At 53.1% G+C, this 25,327-nt stretch carries 28 protein-coding genes; 8 read left to right on the forward strand and 20 right to left on the reverse strand.

Going from position 1 to position 25,327, the window contains the following annotated elements:
* Window positions 1-132 precede the first annotated feature (132 nt).
* Window positions 133-1,032, reverse strand: coding sequence for a LysR family transcriptional regulator (locus NWV12_RS05670; RefSeq protein WP_039261223.1), 900 nt, complete (start codon window positions 1,030-1,032; stop codon window positions 133-135).
* A gap of 623 nt (window positions 1,033-1,655) precedes the next feature.
* Between NWV12_RS05670 and ahpC the strand changes: the two genes are divergently transcribed.
* Both ahpC and ahpF read left to right on the forward strand, forming a co-directional pair.
* Window positions 1,656-2,219 carry an alkyl hydroperoxide reductase subunit C gene (gene ahpC, locus NWV12_RS05675; RefSeq protein WP_008501015.1) on the forward strand — a complete coding sequence of 188 codons (564 nt, stop codon included), beginning with the start codon at window positions 1,656-1,658 and terminating at the stop codon, window positions 2,217-2,219.
* Between the two features lie 187 nt (window positions 2,220-2,406).
* A complete protein-coding gene (ahpF, locus tag NWV12_RS05680) occupies window positions 2,407-3,972 on the forward strand; it encodes an alkyl hydroperoxide reductase subunit F (RefSeq protein ID WP_048980748.1) in 1,566 nt (521 codons plus the stop codon).
* A 60-nt stretch (window positions 3,973-4,032) separates the two neighbouring features.
* Here the strand turns inward: ahpF and uspG are convergent, their stop codons facing one another.
* Window positions 4,033-4,461, reverse strand: coding sequence for a universal stress protein UspG (uspG, locus tag NWV12_RS05685; protein WP_023310731.1), 429 nt, complete (start codon window positions 4,459-4,461; stop codon window positions 4,033-4,035).
* A 180-nt stretch (window positions 4,462-4,641) separates the two neighbouring features.
* On the opposite strand from uspG, the gene NWV12_RS05690 reads away from it, so the two are divergent.
* Complete coding sequence (locus tag NWV12_RS05690; RefSeq protein ID WP_048980747.1) at window positions 4,642-5,880, forward strand: zinc-dependent alcohol dehydrogenase; 1,239 nt, start codon at window positions 4,642-4,644, stop codon at window positions 5,878-5,880.
* 8 nt (window positions 5,881-5,888) lie between these two features.
* On the opposite strand, the gene yldA is transcribed toward NWV12_RS05690, so the two are convergent.
* On the reverse strand, window positions 5,889-5,978 hold the full coding sequence (gene yldA, locus NWV12_RS22075; RefSeq protein WP_274621601.1) for a small membrane protein YldA: 90 nt from the start codon (window positions 5,976-5,978) through the stop codon (window positions 5,889-5,891).
* 139 nt (window positions 5,979-6,117) lie between these two features.
* Window positions 6,118-6,528, reverse strand: a complete 411-nt coding sequence (gene rnk / locus NWV12_RS05695; protein WP_033144918.1) for a nucleoside diphosphate kinase regulator — start codon at window positions 6,526-6,528, stop codon at window positions 6,118-6,120.
* A 267-nt stretch (window positions 6,529-6,795) separates the two neighbouring features.
* Here rnk and NWV12_RS05700 point away from each other — a divergent pair, with 267 nt between their 5' ends.
* Window positions 6,796-7,413, forward strand: a complete 618-nt coding sequence (locus NWV12_RS05700; protein WP_023310735.1) for a flavin reductase family protein — start codon at window positions 6,796-6,798, stop codon at window positions 7,411-7,413.
* Here NWV12_RS05700 and rna read toward each other — a convergent pair.
* Both rna and dcuC read right to left on the reverse strand, forming a co-directional pair.
* Window positions 7,407-8,216 (reverse strand): ribonuclease I, encoded by an 810-nt coding sequence (rna, locus tag NWV12_RS05705; protein ID WP_045887730.1) that lies wholly within the window; start codon window positions 8,214-8,216, stop codon window positions 7,407-7,409. The genes NWV12_RS05700 and rna overlap by 7 nt on opposite strands.
* Window positions 8,217-8,310: 94 nt before the next feature.
* A complete protein-coding gene (gene dcuC / locus NWV12_RS05710; RefSeq protein WP_048980746.1) occupies window positions 8,311-9,678 on the reverse strand; it encodes an anaerobic C4-dicarboxylate transporter DcuC in 1,368 nt (455 codons plus the stop codon).
* A 392-nt stretch (window positions 9,679-10,070) separates the two neighbouring features.
* Between dcuC and pagP the strand changes: the two genes are divergently transcribed.
* Window positions 10,071-10,688, forward strand: coding sequence for a lipid IV(A) palmitoyltransferase PagP (gene pagP, locus NWV12_RS05715; RefSeq protein ID WP_045142917.1), 618 nt, complete (start codon window positions 10,071-10,073; stop codon window positions 10,686-10,688).
* 190 nt (window positions 10,689-10,878) lie between these two features.
* A complete protein-coding gene (cspE, locus tag NWV12_RS05720) occupies window positions 10,879-11,088 on the forward strand; it encodes a transcription antiterminator/RNA stability regulator CspE (protein WP_002439184.1) in 210 nt (69 codons plus the stop codon).
* Window positions 11,089-11,307: 219 nt separating this feature from the next.
* Here cspE and crcB read toward each other — a convergent pair whose 3' ends face one another.
* Window positions 11,308-11,691, reverse strand: a complete 384-nt coding sequence (gene crcB, locus NWV12_RS05725) for a fluoride efflux transporter CrcB (protein ID WP_033144922.1) — start codon at window positions 11,689-11,691, stop codon at window positions 11,308-11,310.
* A 67-nt stretch (window positions 11,692-11,758) separates the two neighbouring features.
* Between crcB and NWV12_RS05730 the strand changes: the two genes are divergently transcribed.
* Window positions 11,759-12,547 carry a deaminated glutathione amidase gene (locus tag NWV12_RS05730; protein WP_048980745.1) on the forward strand — a complete coding sequence of 263 codons (789 nt, stop codon included), beginning with the start codon at window positions 11,759-11,761 and terminating at the stop codon, window positions 12,545-12,547.
* A 125-nt stretch (window positions 12,548-12,672) separates the two neighbouring features.
* On the forward strand, window positions 12,673-12,876 hold the full coding sequence (gene tatE / locus NWV12_RS05735; RefSeq protein WP_023310742.1) for a twin-arginine translocase subunit TatE: 204 nt from the start codon (window positions 12,673-12,675) through the stop codon (window positions 12,874-12,876).
* 81 nt (window positions 12,877-12,957) lie between these two features.
* Here tatE and lipA read toward each other — a convergent pair whose 3' ends face one another.
* The 13 genes from lipA to lptE all read right to left on the reverse strand — a co-directional run bounded on the left by lipA (window position 12,958) and on the right by lptE (window position 25,324).
* Window positions 12,958-13,923, reverse strand: a complete 966-nt coding sequence (gene lipA / locus NWV12_RS05740; RefSeq protein ID WP_013097595.1) for a lipoyl synthase — start codon at window positions 13,921-13,923, stop codon at window positions 12,958-12,960.
* A 207-nt stretch (window positions 13,924-14,130) separates the two neighbouring features.
* Window positions 14,131-15,084 carry a YbeF family transcriptional regulator gene (locus tag NWV12_RS05745; protein WP_032665064.1) on the reverse strand — a complete coding sequence of 318 codons (954 nt, stop codon included), beginning with the start codon at window positions 15,082-15,084 and terminating at the stop codon, window positions 14,131-14,133.
* Between the two features lie 291 nt (window positions 15,085-15,375).
* Window positions 15,376-16,017 carry a lipoyl(octanoyl) transferase LipB gene (gene lipB / locus NWV12_RS05750; RefSeq protein WP_048980742.1) on the reverse strand — a complete coding sequence of 214 codons (642 nt, stop codon included), beginning with the start codon at window positions 16,015-16,017 and terminating at the stop codon, window positions 15,376-15,378.
* Between the two features lie 95 nt (window positions 16,018-16,112).
* Window positions 16,113-16,376, reverse strand: a complete 264-nt coding sequence (ybeD, locus tag NWV12_RS05755; protein WP_006177135.1) for a DUF493 family protein YbeD — start codon at window positions 16,374-16,376, stop codon at window positions 16,113-16,115.
* Window positions 16,377-16,482: 106 nt separating this feature from the next.
* On the reverse strand, window positions 16,483-17,694 hold the full coding sequence (gene dacA, locus NWV12_RS05760; RefSeq protein ID WP_032638844.1) for a D-alanyl-D-alanine carboxypeptidase DacA: 1,212 nt from the start codon (window positions 17,692-17,694) through the stop codon (window positions 16,483-16,485).
* Between the two features lie 139 nt (window positions 17,695-17,833).
* Window positions 17,834-18,946 carry an endolytic peptidoglycan transglycosylase RlpA gene (gene rlpA / locus NWV12_RS05765; RefSeq protein ID WP_048977190.1) on the reverse strand — a complete coding sequence of 371 codons (1,113 nt, stop codon included), beginning with the start codon at window positions 18,944-18,946 and terminating at the stop codon, window positions 17,834-17,836.
* A gap of 16 nt (window positions 18,947-18,962) precedes the next feature.
* Window positions 18,963-20,075 (reverse strand): peptidoglycan glycosyltransferase MrdB, encoded by a 1,113-nt coding sequence (gene mrdB / locus NWV12_RS05770; RefSeq protein ID WP_023310746.1) that lies wholly within the window; start codon window positions 20,073-20,075, stop codon window positions 18,963-18,965.
* Window positions 20,076-20,077: 2 nt separating this feature from the next.
* Window positions 20,078-21,979: a peptidoglycan DD-transpeptidase MrdA gene (mrdA, locus tag NWV12_RS05775; protein ID WP_032638848.1), complete on the reverse strand. Its 1,902-nt coding sequence runs from the start codon at window positions 21,977-21,979 to the stop codon at window positions 20,078-20,080.
* A 28-nt stretch (window positions 21,980-22,007) separates the two neighbouring features.
* A complete protein-coding gene (gene rlmH / locus NWV12_RS05780; RefSeq protein WP_023310748.1) occupies window positions 22,008-22,475 on the reverse strand; it encodes a 23S rRNA (pseudouridine(1915)-N(3))-methyltransferase RlmH in 468 nt (155 codons plus the stop codon).
* A 3-nt stretch (window positions 22,476-22,478) separates the two neighbouring features.
* Window positions 22,479-22,796 carry a ribosome silencing factor gene (gene rsfS / locus NWV12_RS05785; RefSeq protein ID WP_023334893.1) on the reverse strand — a complete coding sequence of 106 codons (318 nt, stop codon included), beginning with the start codon at window positions 22,794-22,796 and terminating at the stop codon, window positions 22,479-22,481.
* 269 nt (window positions 22,797-23,065) lie between these two features.
* The gene (gene nadD, locus NWV12_RS05790) at window positions 23,066-23,731 is read right to left on the reverse strand and encodes a nicotinate-nucleotide adenylyltransferase (RefSeq protein WP_029740134.1); all 666 of its coding nucleotides are present in this window, start codon (window positions 23,729-23,731) and stop codon (window positions 23,066-23,068) included.
* Window positions 23,724-24,755, reverse strand: a complete 1,032-nt coding sequence (gene holA / locus NWV12_RS05795) for a DNA polymerase III subunit delta (RefSeq protein ID WP_048980740.1) — start codon at window positions 24,753-24,755, stop codon at window positions 23,724-23,726. Before holA ends, nadD begins: the two co-directional genes overlap by 8 nt.
* Window positions 24,755-25,324 carry an LPS assembly lipoprotein LptE gene (gene lptE / locus NWV12_RS05800; protein WP_039261260.1) on the reverse strand — a complete coding sequence of 190 codons (570 nt, stop codon included), beginning with the start codon at window positions 25,322-25,324 and terminating at the stop codon, window positions 24,755-24,757. Before lptE ends, holA begins: the two co-directional genes overlap by 1 nt.
* Between the last annotated feature and the right edge of the window lie 3 nt (window positions 25,325-25,327).

Raw genomic sequence — 25,327 nt, forward strand, 5'->3', positions numbered from 1 at the left:
TCAATACTAATAAGAGGATTATATCAGTCAATAATTAATTGGATATGTAACGGTTATGCCGCGTAATTCTATAACGGTGGTGTATGTTTTAACGGTGTGGTTCCCATTTTGTGCGAGAACCACAGCAATATCTCACGGTAAGGATATTTCTTCAATAAAACTCGCGAATGCCGAGCTATTGAGCGCGGAACGATTGTACATCATGTAAATATCAATGCTGGGGAATTGAATGTCAGTTTCCACTTTTCGCAGGTTGAGGGCTGGCCCATATTGTTCGAAGGCCGGCGCGGGCACTAATCCTATGAGGTCGGACGAACCAATCACCGACAGAAGGGATATAAAAGAGTCGCTGCGATATACAATATTTCTTTCGGTTAACAGGTTTTCGGCCTTTTCCTGATAGTCTTTGAAGCTGTTTTCATCGTTCAGGTAGGCGGTGAAGTTTTCATTCAGAATCTCTTCACGCGTGGGATTTTCACTGAGACGGGGATGGCCCTCCCGACAAACGAGTACGAAAGGAAGTTTATGGTAGAGGCTACAGGCGACAGAATGATTGTTAGAAGAAGAAAACGAAAATATCAGGTCGGCTCTTCTGTAGGCTAAGAGATCTTCTGCTGAATCAGACGAAAGAAAAACATCATGTAATTCAATTGAATAGTTATGGTTTTCCATCAGCAGTTTTATAGGGTCAAGCGTTGCTTTCGTACTCATAAAATGCGGGCAATAAATGACAAAGTTCTTCTTCAACCCGCTGCTGTGCATGATATTGATAGTCTGCTCCAGCTGGTTCAGGTTCTGTTCCAGATGATGATGCAGATTGACGCCGACGGTCGTGGGCGTGATCCCTTTACCGGAACGGATAAACAGAGGATCGTTGAGTTGTCCTCTCAGACGCTGCAGTGACTGGCTCACGGCAGAGGGAGTGATATACAGCGTCTCGGCGGCTTTACTGATACTAAGGTGCTGGTAAATGCACTCGAAAATGACTAACAGATTAAGATCGAATTTTTTAAGGTCATACAGGTTTGCCATGTTTCGTCCTGAGGGTACTGCGTTTGCTGTGGTTATCATATAACTGATAACAATAGTTTAAGGCTAACCATTTATAACTCTATAGGTTAGCTCTCTTAGTTTTAAATTAAAATCATCTTAATATATCACGGTGGCAGATTATTGAAATAGCGCTTCAAAAGCGATTAAGACAATTTTATCTTAAGAAAGGGAGTAATCATTTTAAATGACAACTGTCATTTATATATTGCGATAGTTTTATAATAAAAATAAATTTATAACGCACCGTAATGATGTTCGGCACAACCTATCACAGCCATAGGCAGGAATGTATCTCTTATGGATTGCTCAATCCCTGCGCGGGTGATGTAATCAAACGGCTGTTACCGCCTTGATATAAAGGGTTGTAGAGCGCAACGCAACGCCAGTTTCGGCTGGCACTGAATGTACCTGCGGGGAATTCAGGTATCAGGGCCGCCCGTTGAGGCGGCCTTTTTACTTTCAGGCTTTCCTGTAAAAGGTTCACCTTGTTGTCTTGTCGACGTTGTAAGGTTTGGCTGATTGATTTGATAAAGCATACGCATTAGCCCCGATGAATAAAGTTGGTTACCTTACACCTCAACGAAAACACGGAGGAAGTACAGATGTCTTTGATTAACACCAAAATTAAACCTTTCAAAAACCAGGCGTTCAAAAACGGTGAGTTCATCGAAGTTACCGAGAAAGATACCGAAGGCCGCTGGAGCGTCTTCTTCTTCTATCCGGCTGACTTTACCTTCGTTTGCCCGACTGAACTGGGTGACGTTGCAGACCATTACGATGAACTGCAGAAGCTGGGCGTAGACGTTTACTCCGTCTCTACCGATACCCACTTCACCCACAAAGCATGGCACAGCAGCTCCGAAACCATCGCGAAAATCAAATACGCGATGATCGGCGACCCGACTGGCGCCCTGACCCGTAACTTCGACAATATGCGTGAAGATGAAGGCCTGGCTGACCGCGCCACCTTCGTTGTTGACCCGCAGGGCATTATCCAGGCTATCGAAGTTACCGCTGAAGGTATCGGCCGTGATGCTTCTGACCTGCTGCGTAAAGTGAAAGCTGCTCAGTACGTGGCTTCTCACCCAGGCGAAGTATGCCCGGCGAAATGGAAAGAAGGCGAAGCGACGCTGGCTCCATCTCTGGACCTGGTCGGCAAGATCTAAGTCTGTAAAGCCTGGCGGCGCTGCGCTTGCACAGGCCTACAGTATCGTAGGCCGGGTAAACGAAGTGCCACCCGGCAATCAATGGGCGCACCCGCGCCCATTTCATTCCAGCACCATGATGCAAGTTGCATTCAGGCCGCCCGTATAAGGCAGCTTGCATGATGACGTCTTAAGAGAGGGAAGAACAATGCTCGACACTAACATGAAAACCCAGCTCAAGGCCTACCTTGAGAAACTGACCAAACCCGTTGAGCTGATTGCCACGCTGGACGACAGCGCCAAATCGGCAGAGATCAAGGAACTGCTGGCGGAGATCGCCGAGCTGTCGCCGAAAGTGACCTTTAAAGAAGACAACGCGCTGCCGGTCCGTAAGCCCTCTTTCCTGATTACCAACCCAGGCTCCGACCAGGGACCGCGCTTTGCCGGCTCGCCGCTGGGTCACGAATTTACCTCACTGGTGCTGGCGCTGCTGTGGACCGGTGGTCATCCGTCAAAAGAAGCGCAGGCGCTGCTGGAGCAGATCCGCGATATCGACGGTGATTTCGAATTTGAAACCTATTACTCGCTCTCCTGCCACAACTGCCCGGACGTGGTGCAGGCGCTGAACCTGATGTCGGTTCTGAACCCGCGCATCAAGCACACGGCGATTGACGGCGGTACCTTCCAGAATGAAATCACCGATCGCAACGTGATGGGCGTTCCGGCGGTCTACATGAACGGCAAAGAGTTCGGCCAGGGCCGCATGACGCTGACTGAGATCGTTGCCAAAGTGGATACCGGTGCTGAAAAACGTGCGGCGGAAGAGCTGAACAAACGCGATGCTTACGACGTGCTTATCGTCGGTTCCGGCCCTGCGGGCGCGGCGGCAGCGGTGTACTCCGCGCGTAAAGGTATTCGTACCGGCCTGATGGGTGAACGCTTTGGCGGCCAGGTGCTCGATACCGTGGACATCGAAAACTACATTTCCGTGCCGAAGACCGAAGGCCAGAAGCTGGCGGGGGCGCTGAAGGCGCACGTCAGCGACTATGACGTAGACGTGATCGACAGTCAGAGCGCCAGCAAGCTGGTTCCGGCAGCGGTCGAGGGTGGTTTACACCAGATTGAAACCGCGTCCGGCGCGGTGCTGAAAGCGCGCAGCATTATCATTGCCACCGGCGCGAAATGGCGCAACATGAACGTTCCGGGCGAAGATCAGTACCGTACCAAAGGCGTGACCTACTGTCCGCACTGCGACGGCCCGCTGTTTAAAGGTAAACGCGTGGCGGTGATCGGCGGCGGTAACTCCGGCGTTGAAGCGGCTATCGACCTGGCGGGGATTGTTGAGCACGTTACCCTTCTGGAGTTCGCTCCAGAGATGAAGGCCGACCAGGTTCTGCAGGATAAAGTTCGCAGCCTGAAAAACGTCGACATCGTACTGAACGCGCAGACCACGGAAGTGAAGGGCGACGGCAGCAAAGTGACCGGCCTGGAATACCGCGACCGCATGAGCGGCGACGTGCACAGCGTTCAGCTGTCAGGGATCTTCGTGCAGATTGGTCTGCTGCCAAATACCACCTGGCTGGAAGGCGCGATTGAGCGCAACCGCATGGGCGAAATCATCATTGATGCGAAATGTGAAACCAGCGTGAAAGGCGTGTTTGCGGCGGGCGACTGCACCACCGTGCCGTACAAACAGATCATTATCGCCACGGGCGAAGGGGCGAAGGCGTCTCTGAGTTCCTTTGACTACCTGATTCGCACCAAAACCGCATAACAGAAGAAAGTAAGGCTACACCTGCAATAGCGAGAGGCCACCGAAAGGTGGCCTCTTTTTTTATCTTACGACCATCACCGGTATATGGGTGTGGCGGATCACGCTGGAGGCGTTAGAGCCCAGCAGATGCGTGGTAATGGAAGGGTTGCGCGAACCGATGACCACCACGTCTGCTTTCAGCTCGTTCGCCAGTTCGTTTACCGCATCGCGAACGCTGCCGAATCTGACGTGCGTTTTGATGCGCGAAGGGTCGATGCTGAAGTGGCTGACCATGGTTTGCAGGCGAGTTTCCGCTTCATGCTGCAAATGCTCCTCGAAGCGACGCACGTCGGCGGCAAAGCGGTGCAGGCTCAGGCTGGCGGAGCCCGGCAGTACGTGTAAAAGATGGATAACACCGTCCTGCTGCGCCAGGAACTCCGCATGGCGTACGGCCTTGTCGCTCAGCTCCATCTCAAAAACATCAACCGGCATAATGATTCTCTGATACATACCCGTTTCTCCTTGTTTATAAACGCTGAACTCATTCAACCATAAAATAGATATGGTTTCTGTAAGCGCCCCGTCAGTTTTCTTAAGTTGCCAGGATAAATCTCAAAATGCCCGTATTCCGGGGCAGACCTTCAAGGGTAGCTACCCTTATACACTTACCTGGAACCTTTCGGAGGTCGCATGAAAGCACTTACGTATCACGGTCCGCACCATGTACGCGTCGAGAATGTCCCCGATCCCATTATCGAACAGCCCGACGATATCATTCTGCGCGTCACGGCCACGGCTATCTGCGGCTCCGATTTGCATCTCTATCGCGGAAAGATCCCGAAGGTGCAGCACGGCGACATTTTTGGCCATGAGTTTATGGGGGAAATCGTCGAGTGCGGCACAGAGGTGAAGAATTTGCAAAAAGGCGATCGCGTGGTGATCCCCTTTGTCATTGCCTGTGGGGACTGTTTCTTCTGTCGGTTGCAGCAATACGCGGCCTGTGAGAATACCAATGCCGGGCAGGGCGCCGCGCTGAACAAAAAGCAAATCCCCGCGCCGGCCGCGCTGTTTGGCTACAGCCATCTCTACGGCGGCGTGCCGGGGGGACAGGCGGAATATGTCCGCGTGCCAAAAGGCAACGTCGGGCCGTTTAAGGTCCCGCAACTCCTCTCTGATGATAAGGCACTGTTCCTGTCCGATATTTTGCCCACGGCCTGGCAGGCGGCAAAAAATGCGCAGATTGAAAAAGGCTCAAGCGTTGCGGTTTTCGGCGCCGGGCCGGTGGGACTCCTGACTATTGCCTGCGCGCGGTTGCTAGGCGCTGAGCAGATCTTTGTTATCGATCACCACCCGTACCGTTTGCGATTTGCCGAGGCGCGTTACGGCGCAATCCCCATCAACTTTGATGATGATAACGACGCGGCGGAAAAAATCATCGAGCAGACCGCTGGCCAGCGCGGCGTTGACGCCGTGATTGATGCGGTTGGGTTCGAAGCGAAAGGCAGCACCACGGAAACGATCCTCAGCAATCTTAAAATTGAAGGCAGCAGCGGCAAAGCGCTGCGGCAGTGCATTGCTGCCGTTCGACGCGGTGGCGTGGTTAGCGTACCCGGCGTGTACGCTGGGTTTATTCATGGTTTCCTGTTTGGCGATGCCTTTGATAAGGGGCTGACGTTCAAGATGGGCCAGACCCACGTCCATGCCTGGCTGGGTGAACTGCTGCCGCTGATCGAAAAAGGGTTGCTTACCCCGGAAGAGATCGTGACCCATTATCTCCCCCTTGCCGATGCGGAACGCGCCTATAAGGTATTCGAAAAACGGGAGGAGGAGTGCCGGAAGGTGATTCTGGTCCCTGGCGCAGAAACGCCTGAGGCCGCAGAGCAGAAAGTTAAGGGCCTGGTGAATGCTTTCCCCGGTGGGGTTGCATGAATACTCGCCTAGCTGTGGCGTTCAAGATAAAGCACGCCCAAGACGATAATCGCCGCAATAATCAGAAAAATAAGTGTGATAGCCAGTATCTCACTCATGACCGTCCCCACGGCACCAAAACAGATTAAGCGTGGATTAAGGGCTTTTTGCGCGATATAAGAAAATGGGGTGAATTTACGGAAAGAGGATGCGGCTGCATCCTCTGTGCAAAGCGGGTGGGCGCTTGTTCAGAAGTGGTTAACGCAGGTAATCGCCCGCGGCTTCTGGCTGGTAGAGCAGCGCCAGCACTTCAAGATGGGCAGAGGCGCCGCCCGGCAACTCCCAGTGGATGGTATCGCCCGTGCGCAGGCCCAGCAGTGCGGCACCCACAGGCGCAAGAACAGAAAGCTGTGTGCTGCTGTCGGTCATCTGAGCCGGGTAAACCAGCGTGCGGGTCAGCTCTTCACCGGTGGTCAGGTTGCGGAATTTTACCTGGCTGTTCATGGTGACCACGTCATGCGGCATCGTCTCAGGCGTGCACATCTGCGCCCGGTCGAGCTCCTCATTCAGGGCGTCGGCCACGGGAAGTGAGGCAAACTCCGCTTTTTCCAGCAGCCTGTCGATACGTTCTGCGTCGAGCTCGTTGATGATAATTGTAGGTCTGGACATTTTTACTCCATGTCGTTAATGCTGCGCGTAACGCAGAAACCAATCCAAAAGAAAACCCTCGCCGTCTGGCAGCGAGGGTTTAACTCTCCCGATGATACTGGCTGAGCGCGCAAGTTTGAAGTGATGAAGGTCACATTCATGGTCCATATGAATTTTCGCTGAAATTTATTCAGTCTTCATTCCGGGCGGAATACGTTACGCTGAGTGTCCTGAACCCGGGCGTTGCGCGAAGCGCTATTCGCGTCAGCCCACCAACGAGAGAGAACTATGTACTTCTACCAACCGTCTCAGGGGCACGGCCTGCCGCACGATCCGCTGAACGCCATTATTGGTCCACGTCCGATCGGCTGGATCTCCTCATGCGACAAGGCCGGTCAGCTCAACCTCGCACCGTATAGCTTCTTTAACTGCTTTAACTATCGCCCGCCGATCATCGGCTTTTCCAGCAACGGCTGGAAGGACAGCGTGCGTAATATTACCGAAACAAAGGAATTTGTCTGGAACCTTGCGACGCGCGATCTCGCGCAAGCGATGAACCAAACCTCTGCGATGCTTCCGCACGATCGGGATGAATTCAGCTTTGCCGGACTTACGCCAGCGGCGAGCCAGCTGGTTAACGCGCCCCGCGTCGCAGAAAGCCCGGTGAACTTTGAGTGCCGCCTGTCGCAGTGCATTCAGCTTACCGGTGCTGACGGCACACCGGTCGATACCTGGCTGGTGCTGGGGGAGGTGGTCGGTATCCATATTGCCGAAACGCTGCTGGAAGAGGGGATTTACCAGACGGCGAAAGCGCAGCCCATCCTGCGTGCGGGAGGGCCGACGGCGTATTATGGCATCAGTGATGAAAACCGGTTTGATATGGTGCGCCCGGGCGCGGATCAGTAGCCGGCTTTATCAATCACGAACTGTTTTCCGCAGTTACCCGGATGTGGCTGCGGGGCAAATGACGCAGCAGAAAGCGGGTTGTTAATGGTGTCCGCCTTCAGCGAAACCTGCATCTCGGTCAGATACGCCGGATTGCCGTTGCAGGTCAGCTTGATCGCTTTGATGTTTTCTTTGCCCCAGCTTTTGGCAACGGCACCGTCAAAGTCGCTGCGATTGACGGTTTTCCCGTAATTATCGGCGAGGAATTTACCGACCGCGCTGTTTTTAACTTCCTGATTCATCCGCACCATCGTGCCGAAATAGGCATCCGGATCGAAACCAAAGCAGACGCCATGTTTGGCATATTCATAACGTTCCAGGCAGGAATTACCGCCCGCGCCCGGCATCACGTCGTTGAGCTTTGCGGCTGCGGAAAGCGACAGTCCGGTTTCGGCGGCATCGCATTTGCGGCTAGCCTTTACTTCCGGCATGTTCGGAATGGGGCGCGTGGCGCAGCCAAAACGCATCCACCGACGTTCATCCACGCCGCGTGCGGCAATAGATTTCGGCAGGCCAGGCCATAGACCGTGAACGGTCAGAAAATCGGCTTTATTATCGCGCTCTTTTTGCAGGCGACATTCGTCAGGTTCATTGCGGTTGCGTTCGACCATGCTCTGGCAAAAACCGGTTTGCCAGGACAGAGCCAGCACATAGCGATCGAAATCGCCATACTGTGTTGCCTTCAGCGGTTCCGCCTGTGCGGAGAAGAGACAGAGAGCAAGCGCGATTGCGCCAGACGGGATGACGATATCCTTCCTGAACATATGATTTCCTGATCGAATGAGCACGATTAATTTCTGGAAGTTATTAAAGCACAAAAAGCGCCTACAGGCGCTTTTTGGATATCCCTAATTTAGCTTAGGCCGCGCCGGGTACCAGCACTTCCGTGGCGATAATCACGATAATCAGACCAACTATAACGGGCACTGAGGTGCGTTTGACGACTTCGAATGGCGAGATTTTCGCCATCCCGGCAACGGCGACGACCACACCCGACACCGGCGAAATGGTACGGCCCAGGTTTGACGCCTGCAGCATGGGAATGGAAAGGTAGGCCGGGTTAATACCGGAGGAGTGAGCCAGTTTCGGGATCATCTCAACGAAAGCGTAGAAAGGCGCATTACCGGAACCGGTGGTCATCGCCGCCAGCATGGTGAGCACCACCAGAACCAGCATCAGGATAATACTGGCGGAGCCGAACGAGGTGGCGATAGAAATCAGGCTCTGGATAAAGCCGATCGTGCTCAGACCCTGGGCAAAAACGCCCGCTGCAACCAGCAGGATCACCACGCCAGCGAAGGCATCCGCCATACCGCGATACGCAACTTCCAGACCCGAGAAAACTTTTTGCGTGTTAAAACCGCGCACAAACTCCAGCACGGCGGCCAGCAGCATACAGATGACCAGAATGGTGATGATGTGCAGCTGTGGACCCCATTTTCCGTCAAAAATCAGCACTCCGACGATCGGGGTGAACGGCAGAATGGCATAGAACGCGGGAGCGGTCGTGGTGATTTCACTCACGTCCATCATTTCATGGTTGATGTTTTCTTTCTTATCGAGATAGCGCTGCCAGAAGAAATGCGCGATCCCCATGCCCATGATGGCAACAATTGAGATCGGTAACGTGGTTTTAAAGGCGAAGTCGATGAGTGACATCTCCGCCGCCTTTGCCGCCAGCACAACGTCGCCGGAGGTCGGGGAGAGAATAATCGCTGCCGGAGACGCGCAAATTGCCGCGGCCGCGCCACGGCTGATACCGACGTTCACCATGACCGGGAACAGCGTCGCCATGAGCAGTACGCCAAGCCCGGTAGCCGACGAAACGGCCAGTGACATCAGGCAGGCGAGGAAATAGGCGGCGACCATCAGCAGATACGGCGAGTTGATGTATTGCAGGGGTTTAGAGGCAAGCTTAACGACCATGTCGTTGGCGCCGATATGGGTCATGTAGGCTGCAAAACCGCACAGCATCATGATCATCATACCCAGGTCACCGCCGCGGCTCATGAGCAATATTTTAATGTATTCAACAATATCTGTAGCCGTGTAACCGGTGCTGGTCGCGCTGGCAGGTAACACCTGGTGCCCCATTATTGCGCTGATAATCAGCAGCGTTAGACCGCCGACAAATAATACGCCCGTGGCCGAGTAGCCTTTAATGATGTAGCGTGCGACGCCGACAATGACGACGACTCCAATAAGGAGTTCGAATAACGTAAGCATGATTTCCCCTGTATCTCTGCTGCAATGGAGCACAAAAAATCAAAAAAAAGAAGGATGAAAATGTGCCGAATAATTGGCCTGTTCTTGCTGATTAAAATCAATAAACAGACGACTAAAGAACAGAACAACCGTCTTTTTGCCATGGCCCATACATTTATGTCATGAGGGTCTTGACCGTCAGAAATAGCGCAACATGTCCTAATAATGATAACAAATTGTTAATGTTTTGTGTGGTTTTACATGTCACTGATTCAGAACATTAAATGGGTAAAGTCACACCCCTTGTGGGTTTATTTTGAACGCATCGCCGCCTTTCCTTAAGAATATTCCCGAAAAGAAGCTGAATAATTAGGAATAACGCCGATGTCGTTAAGCTTTGATTCAACTACTTTATGGTAAACTTTGCCTCGAATACTAAGAATGGTAATTGCATTGTGATTGTACGTAATACATTTTTCTCTATTTTGTTGTTTATTTTTGGGCAGTTAACGTTTTGTTCTGTTGCTCAGGCAGAAGGCAACGCGACGGATAAAGGCTGGTTCTCAACCTTTACGGATAATGTTTCCCAGACATGGACGGCACCTGAACATTATGATCTCTATGTCCCGGCAATAACGTGGCATGCGCGTTTTGCTTATGACAAAGAGAAAACCGATAAATACAACGAGCGTCCGTGGGGCGCGGGTTTTGGCCAGTCGCGCTGGGATGAAAAGGGAAACTGGCATGGCATCTATCTGATGGCCTTCAAAGACTCGTTTAATAAATGGGAGCCGATTGGGGGGTATGGTTGGGAAAAAACCTGGCGCCCGCTAGCGGACGAGAACTTCCACGTCGGTTTGGGCTATACCGCCGGGGTTACTGCACGTGACAACTGGAAATACATTCCAATCCCGGTGCTGCTGCCTTTGGCCTCTATTGGCTATGGCCCCGCAACGTTCCAGATGACCTACATTCCGGGTACGTACAACAACGGTAACGTTTACTTCGCCTGGATGCGTTTTCAGTTTTAACTGACAAAACGTTACATGCTGGTGAAAAAACGCGCAGGCGTTGATTCATAAGCGATAAAAATCTGTCAGTGAAAATTAACGCGACTTTAGTCACTTTTTATCAAAGATCCGCTGGACAAAAGGTCCCACAATTGATGTACTGATAACCGACACAGCATTTGTGTCGTTTTTTAATGTAAAGGTAATTTTGATGTCTAAGATTAAAGGTAACGTTAAGTGGTTTAATGAGTCCAAAGGATTCGGTTTCATTACTCCTGAAGATGGCAGCAAAGACGTGTTCGTACACTTCTCTGCAATCCAGTCTAATGGTTTCAAAACTCTGGCTGAAGGTCAGCGTGTAGAGTTCGAAATCACTAACGGTGCCAAAGGCCCTTCTGCTGCTAACGTAATCGCTCTGTAATTCAGACGCGTCAGCAAGAATTTCAAAACCCGCTCACTGAGCGGGTTTTTTTCGTTTTGAATCAGCCAAGCAGATACATTTTCAGGAAGCTGGCAACGATCAGCACGCTCAACAACACCATTCCTGCGCTCATCAGACTCTGTTTCATTCTGTCACCCTCGTTCAGTATTACATTCAGAGTGACAGAGAAAAATTAAGCCAACATTAACGGTTCGGCTGTTAATGCGCGCTTGCGGAAGAAAATAGCCAAAATGCGATCCCCGTCATCGCAAAGGAGCCGAGCATATTGATCGCCACATTCATCAGCGCCCAGCCGATACGGCCTTCCTGAAAGAGAAAAACCGTCTCCGCAGAAAAGGTTGAGAAGGTGGTCAAACCGCCGCAGAATCCGGTGGTAATCAACACCTTCCACATTGGGTCAATGTGCGTCATTCGGTTAAACCAGGCCAGCCCCATACCAATGATAAAGGCACCAATCAGGTTTGCGGCAAGTGTCCCCATAGGAATCGCCTGATGCAGGGGGTTAAACCGCATACTCAGAAACCATCGCGCAACGCTACCCGTTCCCCCACCAATAAAAACGGCTAAAAGTAGTTGTAACACGCTAAATACCTGCTATTTGATGTGTAAGAGTAGCGAGTTTAACGCCGTTTATGATGAGGGGACAAATATGTATGTAGCGGTAGGGCAATTTGTGGTCACGCCTGACTGGCGTGAAAATGCGAGAACATGCGTCAACCTGATGATGCAGGCCCGGCAGAAAGGCGCGTCGCTGTTGGTTCTCCCTGAGGCGCTGCTGGCCAGAGATGATAACGACCCGGATTTATCCGTGAAGTCCGCGCAGCCGCTGGACGGCGAATTTGTGCAGCAGCTGCTTGCCCAGAGCGCGGGCAATACGATGACGACGATCTTAACGATCCATGTTCCCTCCACGCCGGGTCGCGCGGTGAATACGCTCGTGGCGATTCGTGACGGGGCTATCGTGGCACGTTACGCCAAGCTTCACCTCTATGATGCGTTCAGCATCCAGGAGTCGCGACGCGTTGACCCCGGAGACAATATCCCACCGCTGCTGGAGATTGACGGATTTAAGATTGGACTGATGACCTGCTATGACCTGCGTTTTCCCGAGCTGGCGCTCCATCTGGCGCTGCAGGGGGCGGACGTACTGGTACTGCCTGCCGCGTGGGTCAAAGGGCCGTTAAAAGAGCATCACTGGGCAACGCTGCTTGCGGCACGCGCGCTGGATACAACCTGCTATGTCGTTGCCGCAGGGGAATGTGGCACGAAAAACATAGGGCAAAGCAGGGTGGTTGATCCGCTGGGGGTGACGATCGCCGCCGCCGCTGAAGCCCCGCATGTGCTGGTGGCGGAGATAAACTCAGAAAGAATCGCGCTTGCGCGTCAGCAATTACCCGTTCTTCGTAATCGTCGATTTGCGCCACCGCAATTATTGTGATGTTTTTTTCAACAATGCTTGATTCACCTTGTTACAGATTGCTATTGTGTGCACGCGCTAAATGACCGTTAATACAGTCAGGTTTTGGCGCTGAATGCAGCCTGTTTTAAGTAAAGAAGGTATCTATGGGTGAGATTAGTATTACCAAACTGCTGGTGGTTGCCGCACTGGTCGTCCTGCTGTTTGGTACCAAGAAGTTACGCACGCTGGGTGGTGACCTGGGGGCTGCCATCAAAGGCTTTAAGAAAGCGATGAACGATGATGATGCAGCGGCGAAGAAAAGCGCCGAGGATGACGTCCCGGCAGACAAGCTTTCTCACAAAGAGTGACAGCAACGCCTCAGGGCTTGCGAAAAAAAACCGGCTCATGAGGCCGGTTTTTTTGTATTACTGTAAATGAATATTACAGCATTATTTAACTTCTTCGCCTTTAGCCTGCATATCGGCATGGTATGAGGAGCGAACGAATGGGCCGCAGGCAGCGTGGGTGAAGCCCATCGCCATCGCTTCGGCTTTCATTTCATCGAACTCGTCCGGGCTCACGTAGCGCTGAACCGGCAGGTGGTGACGGCTTGGCTGCAGATACTGTCCCAGGGTCAGCATGGTCACACCGTGGCGGCGAAGATCGCGCATCACCTCGATGATTTCATCATTGGTTTCACCCAGACCCACCATCAGACCAGACTTGGTCGGAATATGCGGATGCGCTTCTTTGAAACGCTCAAGCAGTTTCAGGGACCAGTTATAGTCAGCGCCCGGACGCACCTGACGGTAAAGACGCGGCACGTTCTCCAGGTTGTGGTTAAACACATCTGGCGGCGTCGCGGTCAGGATATCCAGCGCGCGGTCCATACGGCCGCGGAAGTCAGGCACCAGCGTCTCGATTTTGATGTTAGGGCTTTTCTCGCGAATGGCCGTAATACAGTCGGCGAAGTGCTGAGCACCACCATCACGCAGGTCGTCACGGTCAACGGATGTGATAACCACATAACGCAGCGCCATGTCAGCGATGGTCTGCGCCAGTTTCTGGGGTTCGTTAGCATCAGGCGCGACTGGACGGCCATGAGCAACATCGCAGAACGGGCAGCGGCGGGTACAGATAGCACCCAGAATCATAAACGTCGCGGTACCGTGATTGAAACATTCAGCAAGGTTCGGACAAGAAGCTTCTTCACAGACGGAGTGAAGACCATTCTTGCGCATCGCCGCTTTGATCCCCTGGATACGCGAAGAGTCGGCCGGAAGTTTGATTTTCATCCATTCCGGTTTTCTTAACAGCGCCTCGCGCTCTGTAGCCACGTTTTTAACCGGGATAAGGGCCATTTTATCGGCATCGCGGTATTTAACACCGCGTTCCATCACAATGGGTTTACTCATAGCGTGCGTGTTCCAGTTGCGAATATCGAAGGAAAGCGTTTCAATTCAAGGGAATGTTGTATTTATCAACTATTTTTGAACGAACGACAGGCAGTATATCATTGAAACGGTCGTTAAAGCAGCCTGCCAGATCGCCAATTTGTAAAATAGTTGTTGTTTTGTGCCTTTTGCCCTGCGGGTTGCAGGGGCTTGTGCTGGCTAAACCTGTCAGAAGGCCTGACGGATGATGCGGATGACGTTTTCCAGGACCGGATCGCGCAAACTCAGCTTGTTGTAATGCAGTGAAATCTCGATAGATTCCGCATTAAGCTGGCTGAGCGGGATGCTTTCCAGCGGCCAGCATTTTTGTAGCAGGCTGTACAGGCGTGATGGCATAACGCACAGCATATCGCTGCTGCCGATCAGGGATGCGGTGGTAAACATATTGTAACTGCTGAAGCTGATCTGACGTTCCGGGAAAATTTCATCAATACGCTGACGAAGTGCATGATTAGATTGCCCTTCGGTCATGAAAGACGAGTGGTCGTAGTTGCGCAGGTTTTCGATGGTTAACGGCTCGCTAAGAGCAGGGTGCTGCTGGCGGCAAACCAGCACCAGATTATCCGCATAAAGCACATTTTGCCCCAGCGCTCTGGCACTGAAGCTGCCGCTTTCAATAATCAGGTCCGTCTGGAACTGGGCAAGCTGAATGTCAGGTTCATTGAGAGGCACATTGCGAAGCAGGAGCTGCGGAGCATGCTCTTTTACGGCCTGGAAGATCGCTGGCATCACCAGCACCCCGACAGAAGGGGAACAGCCGATGGTGATGGTTCGCTGCTTATCATAGCTCCCGGTTAAATCCAGTGCGCCCAGAATCGACTCCAGCCCCTGGCTGATGTACTCGTGGAGATGCGTGGCATAAGCCGTCGGCGTTACCCCCTGGCCCTTGCGGATAAATAATGGGTCAGGAAATATAGCGCGAAGCTTTTGGATTGACTGGCTTATTGCTGATGGCGTGAGATTAAGAATTTTCGCAGCGTTAACGATACCCTTATGGACATATACCGCCTCAAAAATAGTCAGTAAATTGAGATCAATATTACGTAAAGTCCGAAAAATTTGCGGCTTGTCTTCGCCACCGGGTTCATTCAGTCGTTTGGCTGGTAAATTATTATACTCCACGCTTTCACTCCGTATACATTCACAATATGAATGATAGTTGAATTTATTTATTATGCTTGTAGAGATTCGTAAAGTGTTGGTTTTGTTTCACTTGTTTATCAAGGGCAAACGGTTGTGTGATAATTGCTCACCTTACTTATGCCGTGTTTGCCATGCTTGCTGGAGGCTAAATAATATGTGGCGGTAATATTCGGGCGCTTCGAAAATATAGAATCTGTGGATTATTGTAAAGTGCAAAAGCTGTAAATAAACAGTGGCCCGCCAAATTATCGAGCCATGTTGTATGATGTATTAAGCAGGGATATATTCGTACGGGGGATTGTTAAGTAGCGCTAACATCTGCTTTAAAAGCACGGGACGAATATGTTCTGGCTTAGCGGTTTCTACCCACTGGCACATTTGCGTCATTTCCATGCCGGCGTAGCCGCAGGGGTTAATGCGCTGGAAAGGCGCGAGGTCCATATTAATATTCAAGGCCAGGCCATGGAAAGAGCAGCCTTTACGAATACGCAGCCCCAGTGAGCAGATCTTCATTTCCCCAACGTAGACGCCAGGCGCATCGGCGCGTGGATGCGCGTCAATACCATATTCCGCCAGCGTGTTGACGACAGTTTGTTCCAGTAAGGTAACCAGTTCACGCACGCCCAGCTTTCTGCGCTTCAGATTGAGCAGGACGTACATCACCTGCTGTCCGGGCCCATGATAAGTGACCTGACCGCCGCGATCGCTCTGAATAACCGGGATATCTCCCGTCATTAACAAATGCTCTGCTTTACCCGCCTGGCCCTGCGTAAATACCGGCAGGTGCTCGACCAGCCAGATTTCATCCGGGGTGCTGTCATCGCGTGAATCGGTGAAGTCATGCATAGCCTGGGAGACAGGCTCATAAGGTTGCAGGCCGAGGTGACGGACCAGAATTTTATCCTGATACAAAACTGCGTCTCCGAAGACGAGGGACAAAAGGTGTGGGGGAGTATATCACAGCGGGGGAGAGGGGTTACCCGGCAAACCGGGTAACCGCAAAGGGACTACAGCACCATACGAACAATTTCGATATTGCCGAGCTCTTCGTACAGCGTTTCCACCTGCTCAATGTGTGTCGCAGTGATGGTAATAGAAACCGAGTGGTAGTTGCCCTTGCTGCTTGGTTTTACTGACGGAGAGTAGTCACCCGGCGCATGGCGCTGTACCACTTCAACCACCTGATCAACCAGCTCAGGTTTCGCCAGACCCATTACTTTGTAGGTAAATGAGGTTGGGAATTCAAGCAGTTCGTTAAGTTTGGTTTTCATGTCAGCTCCGGCGTAACGTCAAAAAATAATAACTCCCACGTCAGGTGGGAGTTATCAGGATACTTAGTATATGGGGATCAAAATCACACTTTCAAGTGTTCAATTTTTAACCAAACCAGTGGTGGAACATCAATTTAATGTAATCAATGATTTTGCCGAAGAAATTGCCTTCAGGAATTTCTTGCAGAACAACCAGCGGACGCTGATCGATCGTTTTTCCATCCAGCTGGAAGTTGATCGTACCCACAACCTGGTTTTTCTGCAGCGGGGCATGCAGCTCGGTGCTGTTCAGCACGTAGCTGGCTTTCAGATCCTTCATGCGACCGCGTGGAATGGTCAGATAGAGATCTTTATCAACGCCGAGTGAAGCACGGTCATTGTCGCCGAACCAGACGGGTTCAGACGCAAACTCTTTGCCTGCTTTCAGTGGGTTCACGGTTTCGAAGAAGCGGAAGCCCCAGGTCAGCAGTTTCTTGCTTTCTGTTTCACGACCTTTAAAGGTACGGCCGCCCATCACGGCAGAGATCAGACGCATCTGACCTTCAGTGGCAGAGGCCACCAGGTTGTAGCCCGCTTTATCGGTGTGGCCAGTTTTGATGCCGTCAACGTTCAGGCTGTTATCCCACAGCAGGCCGTTACGGTTGGTCTGACGAATACCGTTGAAGGTGAACTCTTTCTCTTTATAGATAGAGTATTCATTCGGTACATCGCGGATCAGCGCCTGACCAATCAGGGCCATGTCACGTGCGGAGCTGTACTGACCGTCTGCGTCCAGTCCGTGTACGGTCTGGAAATGGCTGTTTTTCAGACCCAGCGCGTTAACGTAGCTGTTCATCAGGCCCACGAAGGCATCCTGGCTACCGGCGGCGAAGTCGGCCATCGCCACGCAGGCATCGTTACCAGACTGCAGGTTGATACCGCGAATCAGCTGGGAAACAGGAACCTGCATACCCGGCTTCAGGAACATCAGAGAGGAACCTTTGAAAACAGGGTTCCCGGTTGCCCACGCATCGTTACCGATGGTGACCAGATCCGATTCTTTGAATTTACCTGCTTTCATCGCCTGGCCGATAACGTAGCTGGTCATCATTTTGGTCAGACTGGCCGGGTCACGGCGGGCATCGGCATTCTGTTCTGCCAGCACTTTGCCAGAGTTGTAATCGATCAGGATGTAGGATTCCGCGTCGATTTGCGGAACGCCAGGGATCATGGTCTTGATATTCAGGTCATCGGCGTGAGCTGCAGAGAGCGCAGCAGCGCAAAGGGCCGTGGTCAGCGCCATGCGCTGCACAAAACGAGCAGAAAAAGTGGTCTTCATGGTCAGAACTACGACATCCGTGATGGAATTAAAAAAAGTGCCTTACTATAGCAAATGCTATTCAGGCAGGCATCCGACTTTAAGCATGAGTTTGTGAATGTGTTTTACACTAACTGACAATTCGGATACCGCCGGTTAATTATTTCGCAACAGCGATAAATGACTGAAGTTGAGCTTCATTCTGCAGACGCTGCTGCAGGGATGCGGCCTGCGATTTGCTGGCAAACGGCCCCATCTGAATGCGCCAGACCGCGCCGTTCTGCTCAACGCGTCCCGGTACGCCAAACTGCTGGCTCAGACGCTGTTGATACTGCCTGGCCCGGGCCTGATCGCTTACTGCGCCTACCTGAACCACATAGCTGCCGCTTGCCGCTGCTGGAGCCGTCACCGCCGCACTTTGCGTGGCCGCTGGCGCCGTTACGGGAGCCGGCTGGGTTGCTGGTGCCGCAACGGGAGCAGGGGCTGGGGTCGGCTCACTGCCTTCCAGAACGCCCGAGGCTAAGGTCGTCGGTGCGCCAAGAAAGCCGCTACTCTTTACCGGCGCGCCGGTAGAATCCTCGCTTTGCAGCGTGTCATTGCTGATCGGGCGTATTTCTCCCCCCGGCTGAGCAGGCTCTGCCGGAGACGAGACGCTTCCCATTCCGCCGTCAAGATTTGGGCGGTCAGGAAGGGCATAGGTCTGTTTTGCCACCGTCGTACACGCGGTACCCGGCCCGGAGAGCGAACCATCCTGTGCGACGATAATCGGGTCAATACGGACTTTGGTGTTGTTTGAGGTGTTCAGGCGATCGGCAGACGCGCGTGAGAGGGAAATCACCCGGTCATTCCCGTAAGGACCACGGTCGTTGATACGCACGACGATCATACGGCCATTCGCCAGGTTGGTGATACGAGCGTAGCTCGGGATCGGCAGCGTCGGGTGTGCTGCCGTCAGCTGCATTGGGTCGAACGCTTCCCCGGAAGCCGTCAGGTTACTGCCCGGCTCGGCATCATAAATGGCGGCAAAGCCCGCCTGGCTGAAACGGGAAGGATCCTGAACAATTTTATAGCTTTTGCCGTCGCGCTGGTAATCCTGATTGGCACTGGCATTCAGCGGTTCATAAACGGGATCGGCACCGCTGATTTCAACGATCGGGCCATTACACACCGCAGGCTGCGGCGGCGCGACGGTTGCCTGTTGCTGACCATCATCACTTGTGCAGGCCGCAAGTAAACTTGCCGCGATGCAGATCCCCAGCCACTGCTTACGCATTCCGATCCCCTTATTTTTATACGCTTTTTGACAACATTTTTCTGTGGGTATGGATCGACATCACGATACCAAACCCGGCCATCAACACGATCAGTGCCGAGCCTCCGTAACTCACCAGCGGCAGCGGTACGCCTACCACCGGCAGAATACCACTCACCATACCAATATTTACGAAGACATAAACGAATAAAATCAGCATCAACCCGCCGGCCATGACGCGACCAAAGGTGGTTTGCGCGCGTGCTGCAATCCACAATCCCCGCATGATCAGCAGTACGTACAGCGCCAGCAATATTAAGATGCCAACCAGCCCCAGCTCTTCCGCCAGTACGGCGAAGATAAAGTCGGTGTGGCGTTCCGGTAAAAATTCCAGCTGCGACTGCGTGCCGTGCAGCCAGCCTTTACCGCGCAGGCCGCCGGAGCCAATCGCAATCTTGGACTGAATAATATGATAGCCCGCGCCCAGCGGATCGGTTTCCGGATCGAGAAGCATCATGACGCGCTGGCGCTGGTAATCATGCATCAGGAAGAACCAGAGGATAGGAATGAACGCTGCAATCAGCACCACCGCGATACCAATCAGGCGCCAGCTCAGTCCCGACAGGAAAAGGACAAACAGGCCGGAAAGGGCGATAAGAATTGAGGTGCCAAGGTCAGGCTGCGCCGCAACCAGCAGCGTCGGCAGAAAAATCAGCACCAGCGCGATGGCCGTGTTTTTCAGAGACGGCGGACAGACGTCGCGGTTGATAAAGCGTGCCACCATCAATGGAACGGCGATTTTGGCAATTTCCGAGGGCTGGAAGCGGACAACGCCCAGATCCAGCCAGCGCTGCGCCCCTTTTGAAATGGCGCCAAACGCATCTACCGCAACCAGCAAAATAATACAGAAGATGTAAAGATAGGGCGCCCAGCCTTCGTAGACGCGCGGCGGGATTTGCGCCATCACCACCATGATGATCAGACCCATGGCGATCTGGCCGATTTTGCGCTCCATCATGCCGATGTCCTGGCCGCTGGCGCTCCAGATAACCAGGGCGCTGTAAACCAGCAGAGCCAGCAGGATCAGCAGCATGGCTGGGTCGATGTGGATTTTATCCCACAGCGATTTTTTATTTGGATTATCCGTCATGATTATTGGTCCTCCGCCGCAGCGGCGGCCGGGTTTTCAGCCGGCAGTTCGGTGTTGTTATCACCCAGCATAATGTGGTCAAGGATCTGGCGCATGATGGTACCTACTGCTGGCCCGGCACCGCCGTTCTCCAGAATCATCGCCACCGCGACCTGCGGGTTATCATAAGGGGCAAACGCCGTCATCAGCTTATGGTCACGCAGACGTTCAGCAATGCGGTGCGCGTTATAGGTTTCGTTGGCTTTCAGACCAAACACCTGCGCAGTACCGGATTTCGCGGCCACTTTGTACGGCGTACCGGCGAAGTATTTATGCGCGGTACCGTTCGGGCGGTTTGCCACGCCGTACATACCGTCTTTCGCAATTTCCCAGAAGCCGGAATGGATGTCACCCACCGGGGCCTCGTGCGGCTGGTTCCACGGTACTTTTTTGCCGTCTTCAACCGTGCTCTGTAGCAGATGCGGCACTTTTACCACGCCGTCATTGATGAGGATCATCATGGCCTTGTTCATCTGAAGCGGCGTTGCCGTCCAGTAGCCCTGACCGATACCTACCGGAATGGTGTCACCCTGATACCACGGTTTTTTAAAGCGCTTCAGCTTCCATTCACGCGTTGGCATGTTGCCAGAACGTTCTTCTGAAAGGTCCACGCCGGTGTAATGCCCGTAGCCGAATTTGCTCATCCACTCTGACAGGCGGTCGATACCCATGTCATACGCCACCTGATAGAAGAAGGTATCCGCAGATTCTTCCAGCGATTTGGTGACGTTGAGATGACCGTGGCCCCATTTTTTCCAGTCACGATAGCGCTTATCTGAACCCGGCAGCTGCCACCACCCCGGGTCAAACAGGCTGGTATTACGGTTGATGACGCCGGCACTCAGCGCAGAGACCGCCACGTACGGTTTAACCGTGGATGCCGGCGGGTAAACCCCTTGCGTCGCGCGGTTGACCAGCGGCGTGTTAGGGTCATTCAGCAGACCGGAATAGTCTTTACTGGAAATGCCGTCAACAAAGAGGTTCGGGTCATAGCTAGGCATGGAGACCATTGCCAGGATGCCGCCGGTACGAGGATCGGTGACCACAACGGCTGCACGGCTACCCGCCAGCAGGGTTTCGATATACTGCTGAAGTTTGAGGTCGAGCGTCAGATAGACGTCATGCCCCGCCTGAGGCGGCACTTCTTTTAGCTGACGGATCACGCGGCCGCGGTTGTTAACCTCAACCTCTTCATAGCCGGTTTGCCCGTGCAGAACGTCTTCGTAGTAACGTTCGATCCCCAGCTTACCGATATCGTGAGTAGCAGCGTAGTTGGCCAGCTTGCCGTCTTTATCAAGGCGGTCGACGTCTTTGTCATTAATCTTGGAAACGTAGCCAATCACATGCGTCAGCGCGGAGCCGTAGGGATAGTAGCGACGCTTATATCCCTTCACTTCCACGCCGGGGAAACGGTACTGATTCACCGCAAAGCGGGCCACCTGGACTTCCGTAAGATTGGTTTTAACCGGAATCGAGGTGAAGCGGTGAGAGCGGGCGCGCTCTTTTTTAAACGCCGCGATATCGTCATCGTTAAGGTCTACAACGCTTTTCAGCGCTTCCAGCGTATCCTGAACATTATCGACTTTTTCCGGCATCATCTCGATTTGATAGATGGTGCGGTTCAACGCCAGCGGGGTGCCGTTACGATCGTAAATAATGCCGCGGCTGGGTGCGATAGGCACCAGCTTAATGCGGTTTTCGTTTGAACGCGTCTGGTAGTCGGTAAAGCGGACAATTTGCAGATTATAGAGGTTGGCGATCAGCACGCCGGTAAGCAGCAAAATCCCGGTAAAGGCGACCAGCGCCCGGCGCACAAACAGCGCGGACTCAGCCGTATAGTCGCGAAAAGAATTCTGTAGTTTCATCCGCTGCTTAATCTACCCTGGTCAGTCATTACTCGCGGTGATAGGGGTGGTTGGTAGTAATGCTCCACGCGCGATACAGGCTTTCTGCCACCAGTACCCGAACGAGCGGGTGGGGAAGCGTCAGCGCGGAGAGGGACCAACTTTGTTCAGCCGCTGCTTTGCAGGCAGGGGATAACCCTTCTGGTCCGCCAATCAACAGACTGACGTCACGGCCATCCTGCTTCCAGCGCTCCAGTTCTTGTGCCAGCTGCGGCGTATCCCAGGGTTTACCTGGAATATCGAGGGTGACGATGCGGTTTTTGCCAGCGGCAGCCAGCATCAGTTCGCCCTCTTTATCGAGAATACGTTTGATATCAGCGTTCTTGCCGCGCTTCCCGGCGGGAATTTCCACCAGCTCGAACGGCATGTCTTTTGGAAAACGACGCAGATATTCAGTAAAACCGGTTTGTACCCAGTCCGGCATTTTGGTGCCGACGGCGACCAGCTGTAACTTCACGCATTAACCCCAGAGTTTTTCCAGCTCATACAGGCGACGGCTCTCGTCCTGCATGACGTGGACAATCACATCGCCGAGGTCGACTACCACCCAGTCAGCCGTCGCTTCACCTTCAACACCCAGCGGCAACAGCCCTGCTGCACGCGATTCCTGAACCACGTGATCGGCAATTGAAACAACATGACGCGTCGATGTACCGGTGCAGATGATCATGCAGTCGGTAATACTGGATTTACCCTTAACGTCGATAGCGATGATGTCCTGACCTTTCAGGTCATCAATTTTGTCAATAACAAAATCCTGGAGTGCTTTACCCTGCAAGTTTTCCCCCTGGGGTGAATGAGATTGTAAAACTTTGAATTCGTAGCCAGACAGTATACCTGAACTCACGCCTGCGTCGGGACAAATGTCTCCGGCCGGGCTTTTGAAGGCGGGTATCATCCCACCCTCCGCCTGAGATTGCATTGCCATTTTTGTAAAACAATTTCTGTAAAGCAATGATCGGCGGGAAAGTCTGGCAGCGGAGAATAACAGTATGGCTTACCCTGTCAAGGCAGGATAAACAATAAGCCGCTTTTTATGCTCTCCGGCTATTCATCTGCGCTTTTCTGATACAAACCGTGCGCATGGATATAGGCCAGCACCGGGGTTGGCAGCAGATCGTCACACGCTAAACCCTGCTGTAAACGCTCGCGAATGAGGGTTGCAGAGATATCAAACCACGGCGTTTCCGCCAGATAGATCTTCCCGGCAGGCTGGTTGTGAAGATCTTCAACATTATCGGTGAGGTGGTCTTCCAGCCACTGCTGGTACTGCTCTTCGCGCATGGTCAGCGGATAGCCGGGACGGCGGCAGACGAGCAGATGGCTGTTCTCCAGGATGGTTTCATACTGATGCCACGTAGGGAAATTCAGCAGAGAATCCTGGCCGATGATAAAGGCAAGCGGCTGGTCTGGCCCTTGTTCGGCGCGCCACTCCTGAAGCGTCTGAGACGTCCAGGAGGGCGTGTCGCGACGCAGCTCACGCTCGTCAAGTCGGAATAGCGGTTTATCTGCGATGGCAAGGGCAAGCATCTCTTTTCGCTGCTCGCTGGTCGCCTCGGGTTGTGGACGATGGGGCGGGACATTGTTGGGCATGATGGTGACGCGCTGAAGGCCGATCAGATTTGCCAGAATTTCAACCGGCTTCAGATGCCCGTAATGTACCGGGTCGAAGGTGCCGCCATATAAGGCCTGTAAAGAATGCATGCTATCCATCAATAAAAACGTCTGCCAGCGCCTTGTGGCAGAGCAGGAGAGAAAGACTTTCCAGCTCCGCCCAGACCGACTGGCCATAATCTTGTTTTAACGTGAGCTCAGCGCGCATCAGAAGCTGCACTGCCTGACGAAGCTGTTCATGACCCAGGCGGTTGACGGCCTCGGTGATCAAAGCCCGGCGATTTTGCCACACGCGGTGTTTATCAAACAGCGAACGCAGCGGCGTATGGGCAGACTGACGCTTGAGCGTAATCAGCAGCAGCAACTCGCGCTGCAGCGTACGCAGCAGAATAACCGGTTCGCTCCCTTCGAGACGCAGCTGTTGCAGAATATGCATGGCGCGTTTGCTTTTCGCCGACAGCAGCGCGTCCACCCAGTGGAACGGCGTGAAGTGCGCCGCGTCGTTAACGGCCTGCTCGACGCGCGGCAAGGTCAGCTTGCCATCCGGCCAGAGCAGGGAGAGTCTGTCCAGCGCCTGCGCCAGGGCCAGCAGGTTACCTTCATAGCAGTAGCAGAGCAGTTGGTTCGCCGCATCATCCAGCTGAAGGTTGTTCTGCTTCGCTCTCGCTGCCACCCATTTGGGCAGATGCGCCTGTTCAGGCGTCTGACAGGTGACCTGCACCGCGTGGGCTGCGAGTTGGGTGAACCACGCCGCATTTTCCTGCGCTTTGGTGAGCTTGTTGCCGCGCACAATCAGTAGCAGATCGCTGTGAAGCAGGCTGACCAGCGTGGCCAGCTGTTCATTGATGGCCGCGTTAGGGCCGTTCTCCGGCAGCAGGATCTGAATAGTCTGGCGCGACGCAAAAAGGCTCATCGCCTGACAGAGTGAGAAGAGGGCATTCCAGTCGGTGTTGTTATCCAGCTGGACGGTGTGGTGTTCATCGAAGCCCTGAGAGGCGGCTTCATGCCGCACGGCATCCAGACTTTCCTGAAGCAATAACGGATCGTTTCCAAGAAGCAGATACGCCGCGCGCAGCCCTTCTTTGAGCTGCGCGCGGAGTTGTTCAGGATACAGCCTGATCATCATTTACCCAGAGAGTTAGCAGCAGGAAGCGTGCCAGCAACCGGTTTTTCAACAATGTCAGAGCCTTGTCGGGTAGACGCTGCAATACCTGGCAGTTTACGGATCAGCTGTTCCGCCGCCTTGTCGTACATTTCGTTGATGATAATCTGCTGTTCGGCATCTTTTGCCAATGCCGTCTGCGGGTTATCGAAGAACGAACGGAACACTTTCGTGCTGATCGGATAGATGTCTTTACCCGGGATCAGGACCGCTGCGTTGACCGTCAGCACCATCTGATATTCAGCTGTACGACCGTCCTGGAAGATTGAGGCCGTATCTCTCGACAGACCTCCTCCGATGATACGCAGAGACGGTACATCCTGGCGCAGCGTTTGTTTCTCAACAAGCTCAACGCCGTTCAGACGCAGCTGATTACGAACTGCCCGGCTGAGTGGACCATTCGGATCCGATGAGTCGAAAATCATCGTTTTCATCTCAGCAGGCACTGCCGTGGTATTGCGCAGGTGCCAGCCACAGCCAGCGGTGACAAGCACCGCCAGTGATAAGAGTATTGTTGCCAGTTGTCGCACGTT

It is taken from the genome of Enterobacter sp. Crenshaw (genome assembly GCF_024734705.1).
GTDB lineage: Bacteria > Pseudomonadota > Gammaproteobacteria > Enterobacterales > Enterobacteriaceae > Enterobacter > Enterobacter asburiae_B.

Bases quoted from the DNA above. Each gene is read 5' to 3' on its own strand.
- nadD (WP_029740134.1), bottom strand. From the start codon at position 23,731: ATGGATAGCATGCATTCTTTACAGGCCTTATATGGCGGCACCTTCGAC.
- dacA (WP_032638844.1), bottom strand. From the start codon at position 17,694: ATGAAGACCACTTTTTCTGCTCGTTTTGTGCAGCGCATGGCGCTGACC.
- rnk (WP_033144918.1), bottom strand. From the start codon at position 6,528: ATGTCCAGACCTACAATTATCATCAACGAGCTCGACGCAGAACGTATC.
- mrdB (WP_023310746.1), bottom strand. From the start codon at position 20,075: ATGACGGATAATCCAAATAAAAAATCGCTGTGGGATAAAATCCACATC.
- mrdA (WP_032638848.1), bottom strand. From the start codon at position 21,979: ATGAAACTACAGAATTCTTTTCGCGACTATACGGCTGAGTCCGCGCTG.
- ybeD (WP_006177135.1), bottom strand. From the start codon at position 16,376: ATGAAAACCAAACTTAACGAACTGCTTGAATTCCCAACCTCATTTACC.
- ahpC (WP_008501015.1), top strand. From the start codon at position 1,656: ATGTCTTTGATTAACACCAAAATTAAACCTTTCAAAAACCAGGCGTTC.
- dcuC (WP_048980746.1), bottom strand. From the start codon at position 9,678: ATGCTTACGTTATTCGAACTCCTTATTGGAGTCGTCGTCATTGTCGGC.
- uspG (WP_023310731.1), bottom strand. From the start codon at position 4,461: ATGTATCAGAGAATCATTATGCCGGTTGATGTTTTTGAGATGGAGCTG.
- NWV12_RS05730 (WP_048980745.1), top strand. From the start codon at position 11,759: ATGTATGTAGCGGTAGGGCAATTTGTGGTCACGCCTGACTGGCGTGAA.
- rna (WP_045887730.1), bottom strand. From the start codon at position 8,216: ATGTTCAGGAAGGATATCGTCATCCCGTCTGGCGCAATCGCGCTTGCT.
- lipA (WP_013097595.1), bottom strand. From the start codon at position 13,923: ATGAGTAAACCCATTGTGATGGAACGCGGTGTTAAATACCGCGATGCC.
- tatE (WP_023310742.1), top strand. From the start codon at position 12,673: ATGGGTGAGATTAGTATTACCAAACTGCTGGTGGTTGCCGCACTGGTC.
- NWV12_RS05670 (WP_039261223.1), bottom strand. From the start codon at position 1,032: ATGGCAAACCTGTATGACCTTAAAAAATTCGATCTTAATCTGTTAGTC.
- holA (WP_048980740.1), bottom strand. From the start codon at position 24,755: ATGATCAGGCTGTATCCTGAACAACTCCGCGCGCAGCTCAAAGAAGGG.
- cspE (WP_002439184.1), top strand. From the start codon at position 10,879: ATGTCTAAGATTAAAGGTAACGTTAAGTGGTTTAATGAGTCCAAAGGA.
- NWV12_RS05690 (WP_048980747.1), top strand. From the start codon at position 4,642: ATGAAAGCACTTACGTATCACGGTCCGCACCATGTACGCGTCGAGAAT.
- rlpA (WP_048977190.1), bottom strand. From the start codon at position 18,946: ATGCGTAAGCAGTGGCTGGGGATCTGCATCGCGGCAAGTTTACTTGCG.
- yldA (WP_274621601.1), bottom strand. From the start codon at position 5,978: ATGAGTGAGATACTGGCTATCACACTTATTTTTCTGATTATTGCGGCG.
- NWV12_RS05700 (WP_023310735.1), top strand. From the start codon at position 6,796: ATGTACTTCTACCAACCGTCTCAGGGGCACGGCCTGCCGCACGATCCG.
- pagP (WP_045142917.1), top strand. From the start codon at position 10,071: ATGGTAAACTTTGCCTCGAATACTAAGAATGGTAATTGCATTGTGATT.
- ahpF (WP_048980748.1), top strand. From the start codon at position 2,407: ATGCTCGACACTAACATGAAAACCCAGCTCAAGGCCTACCTTGAGAAA.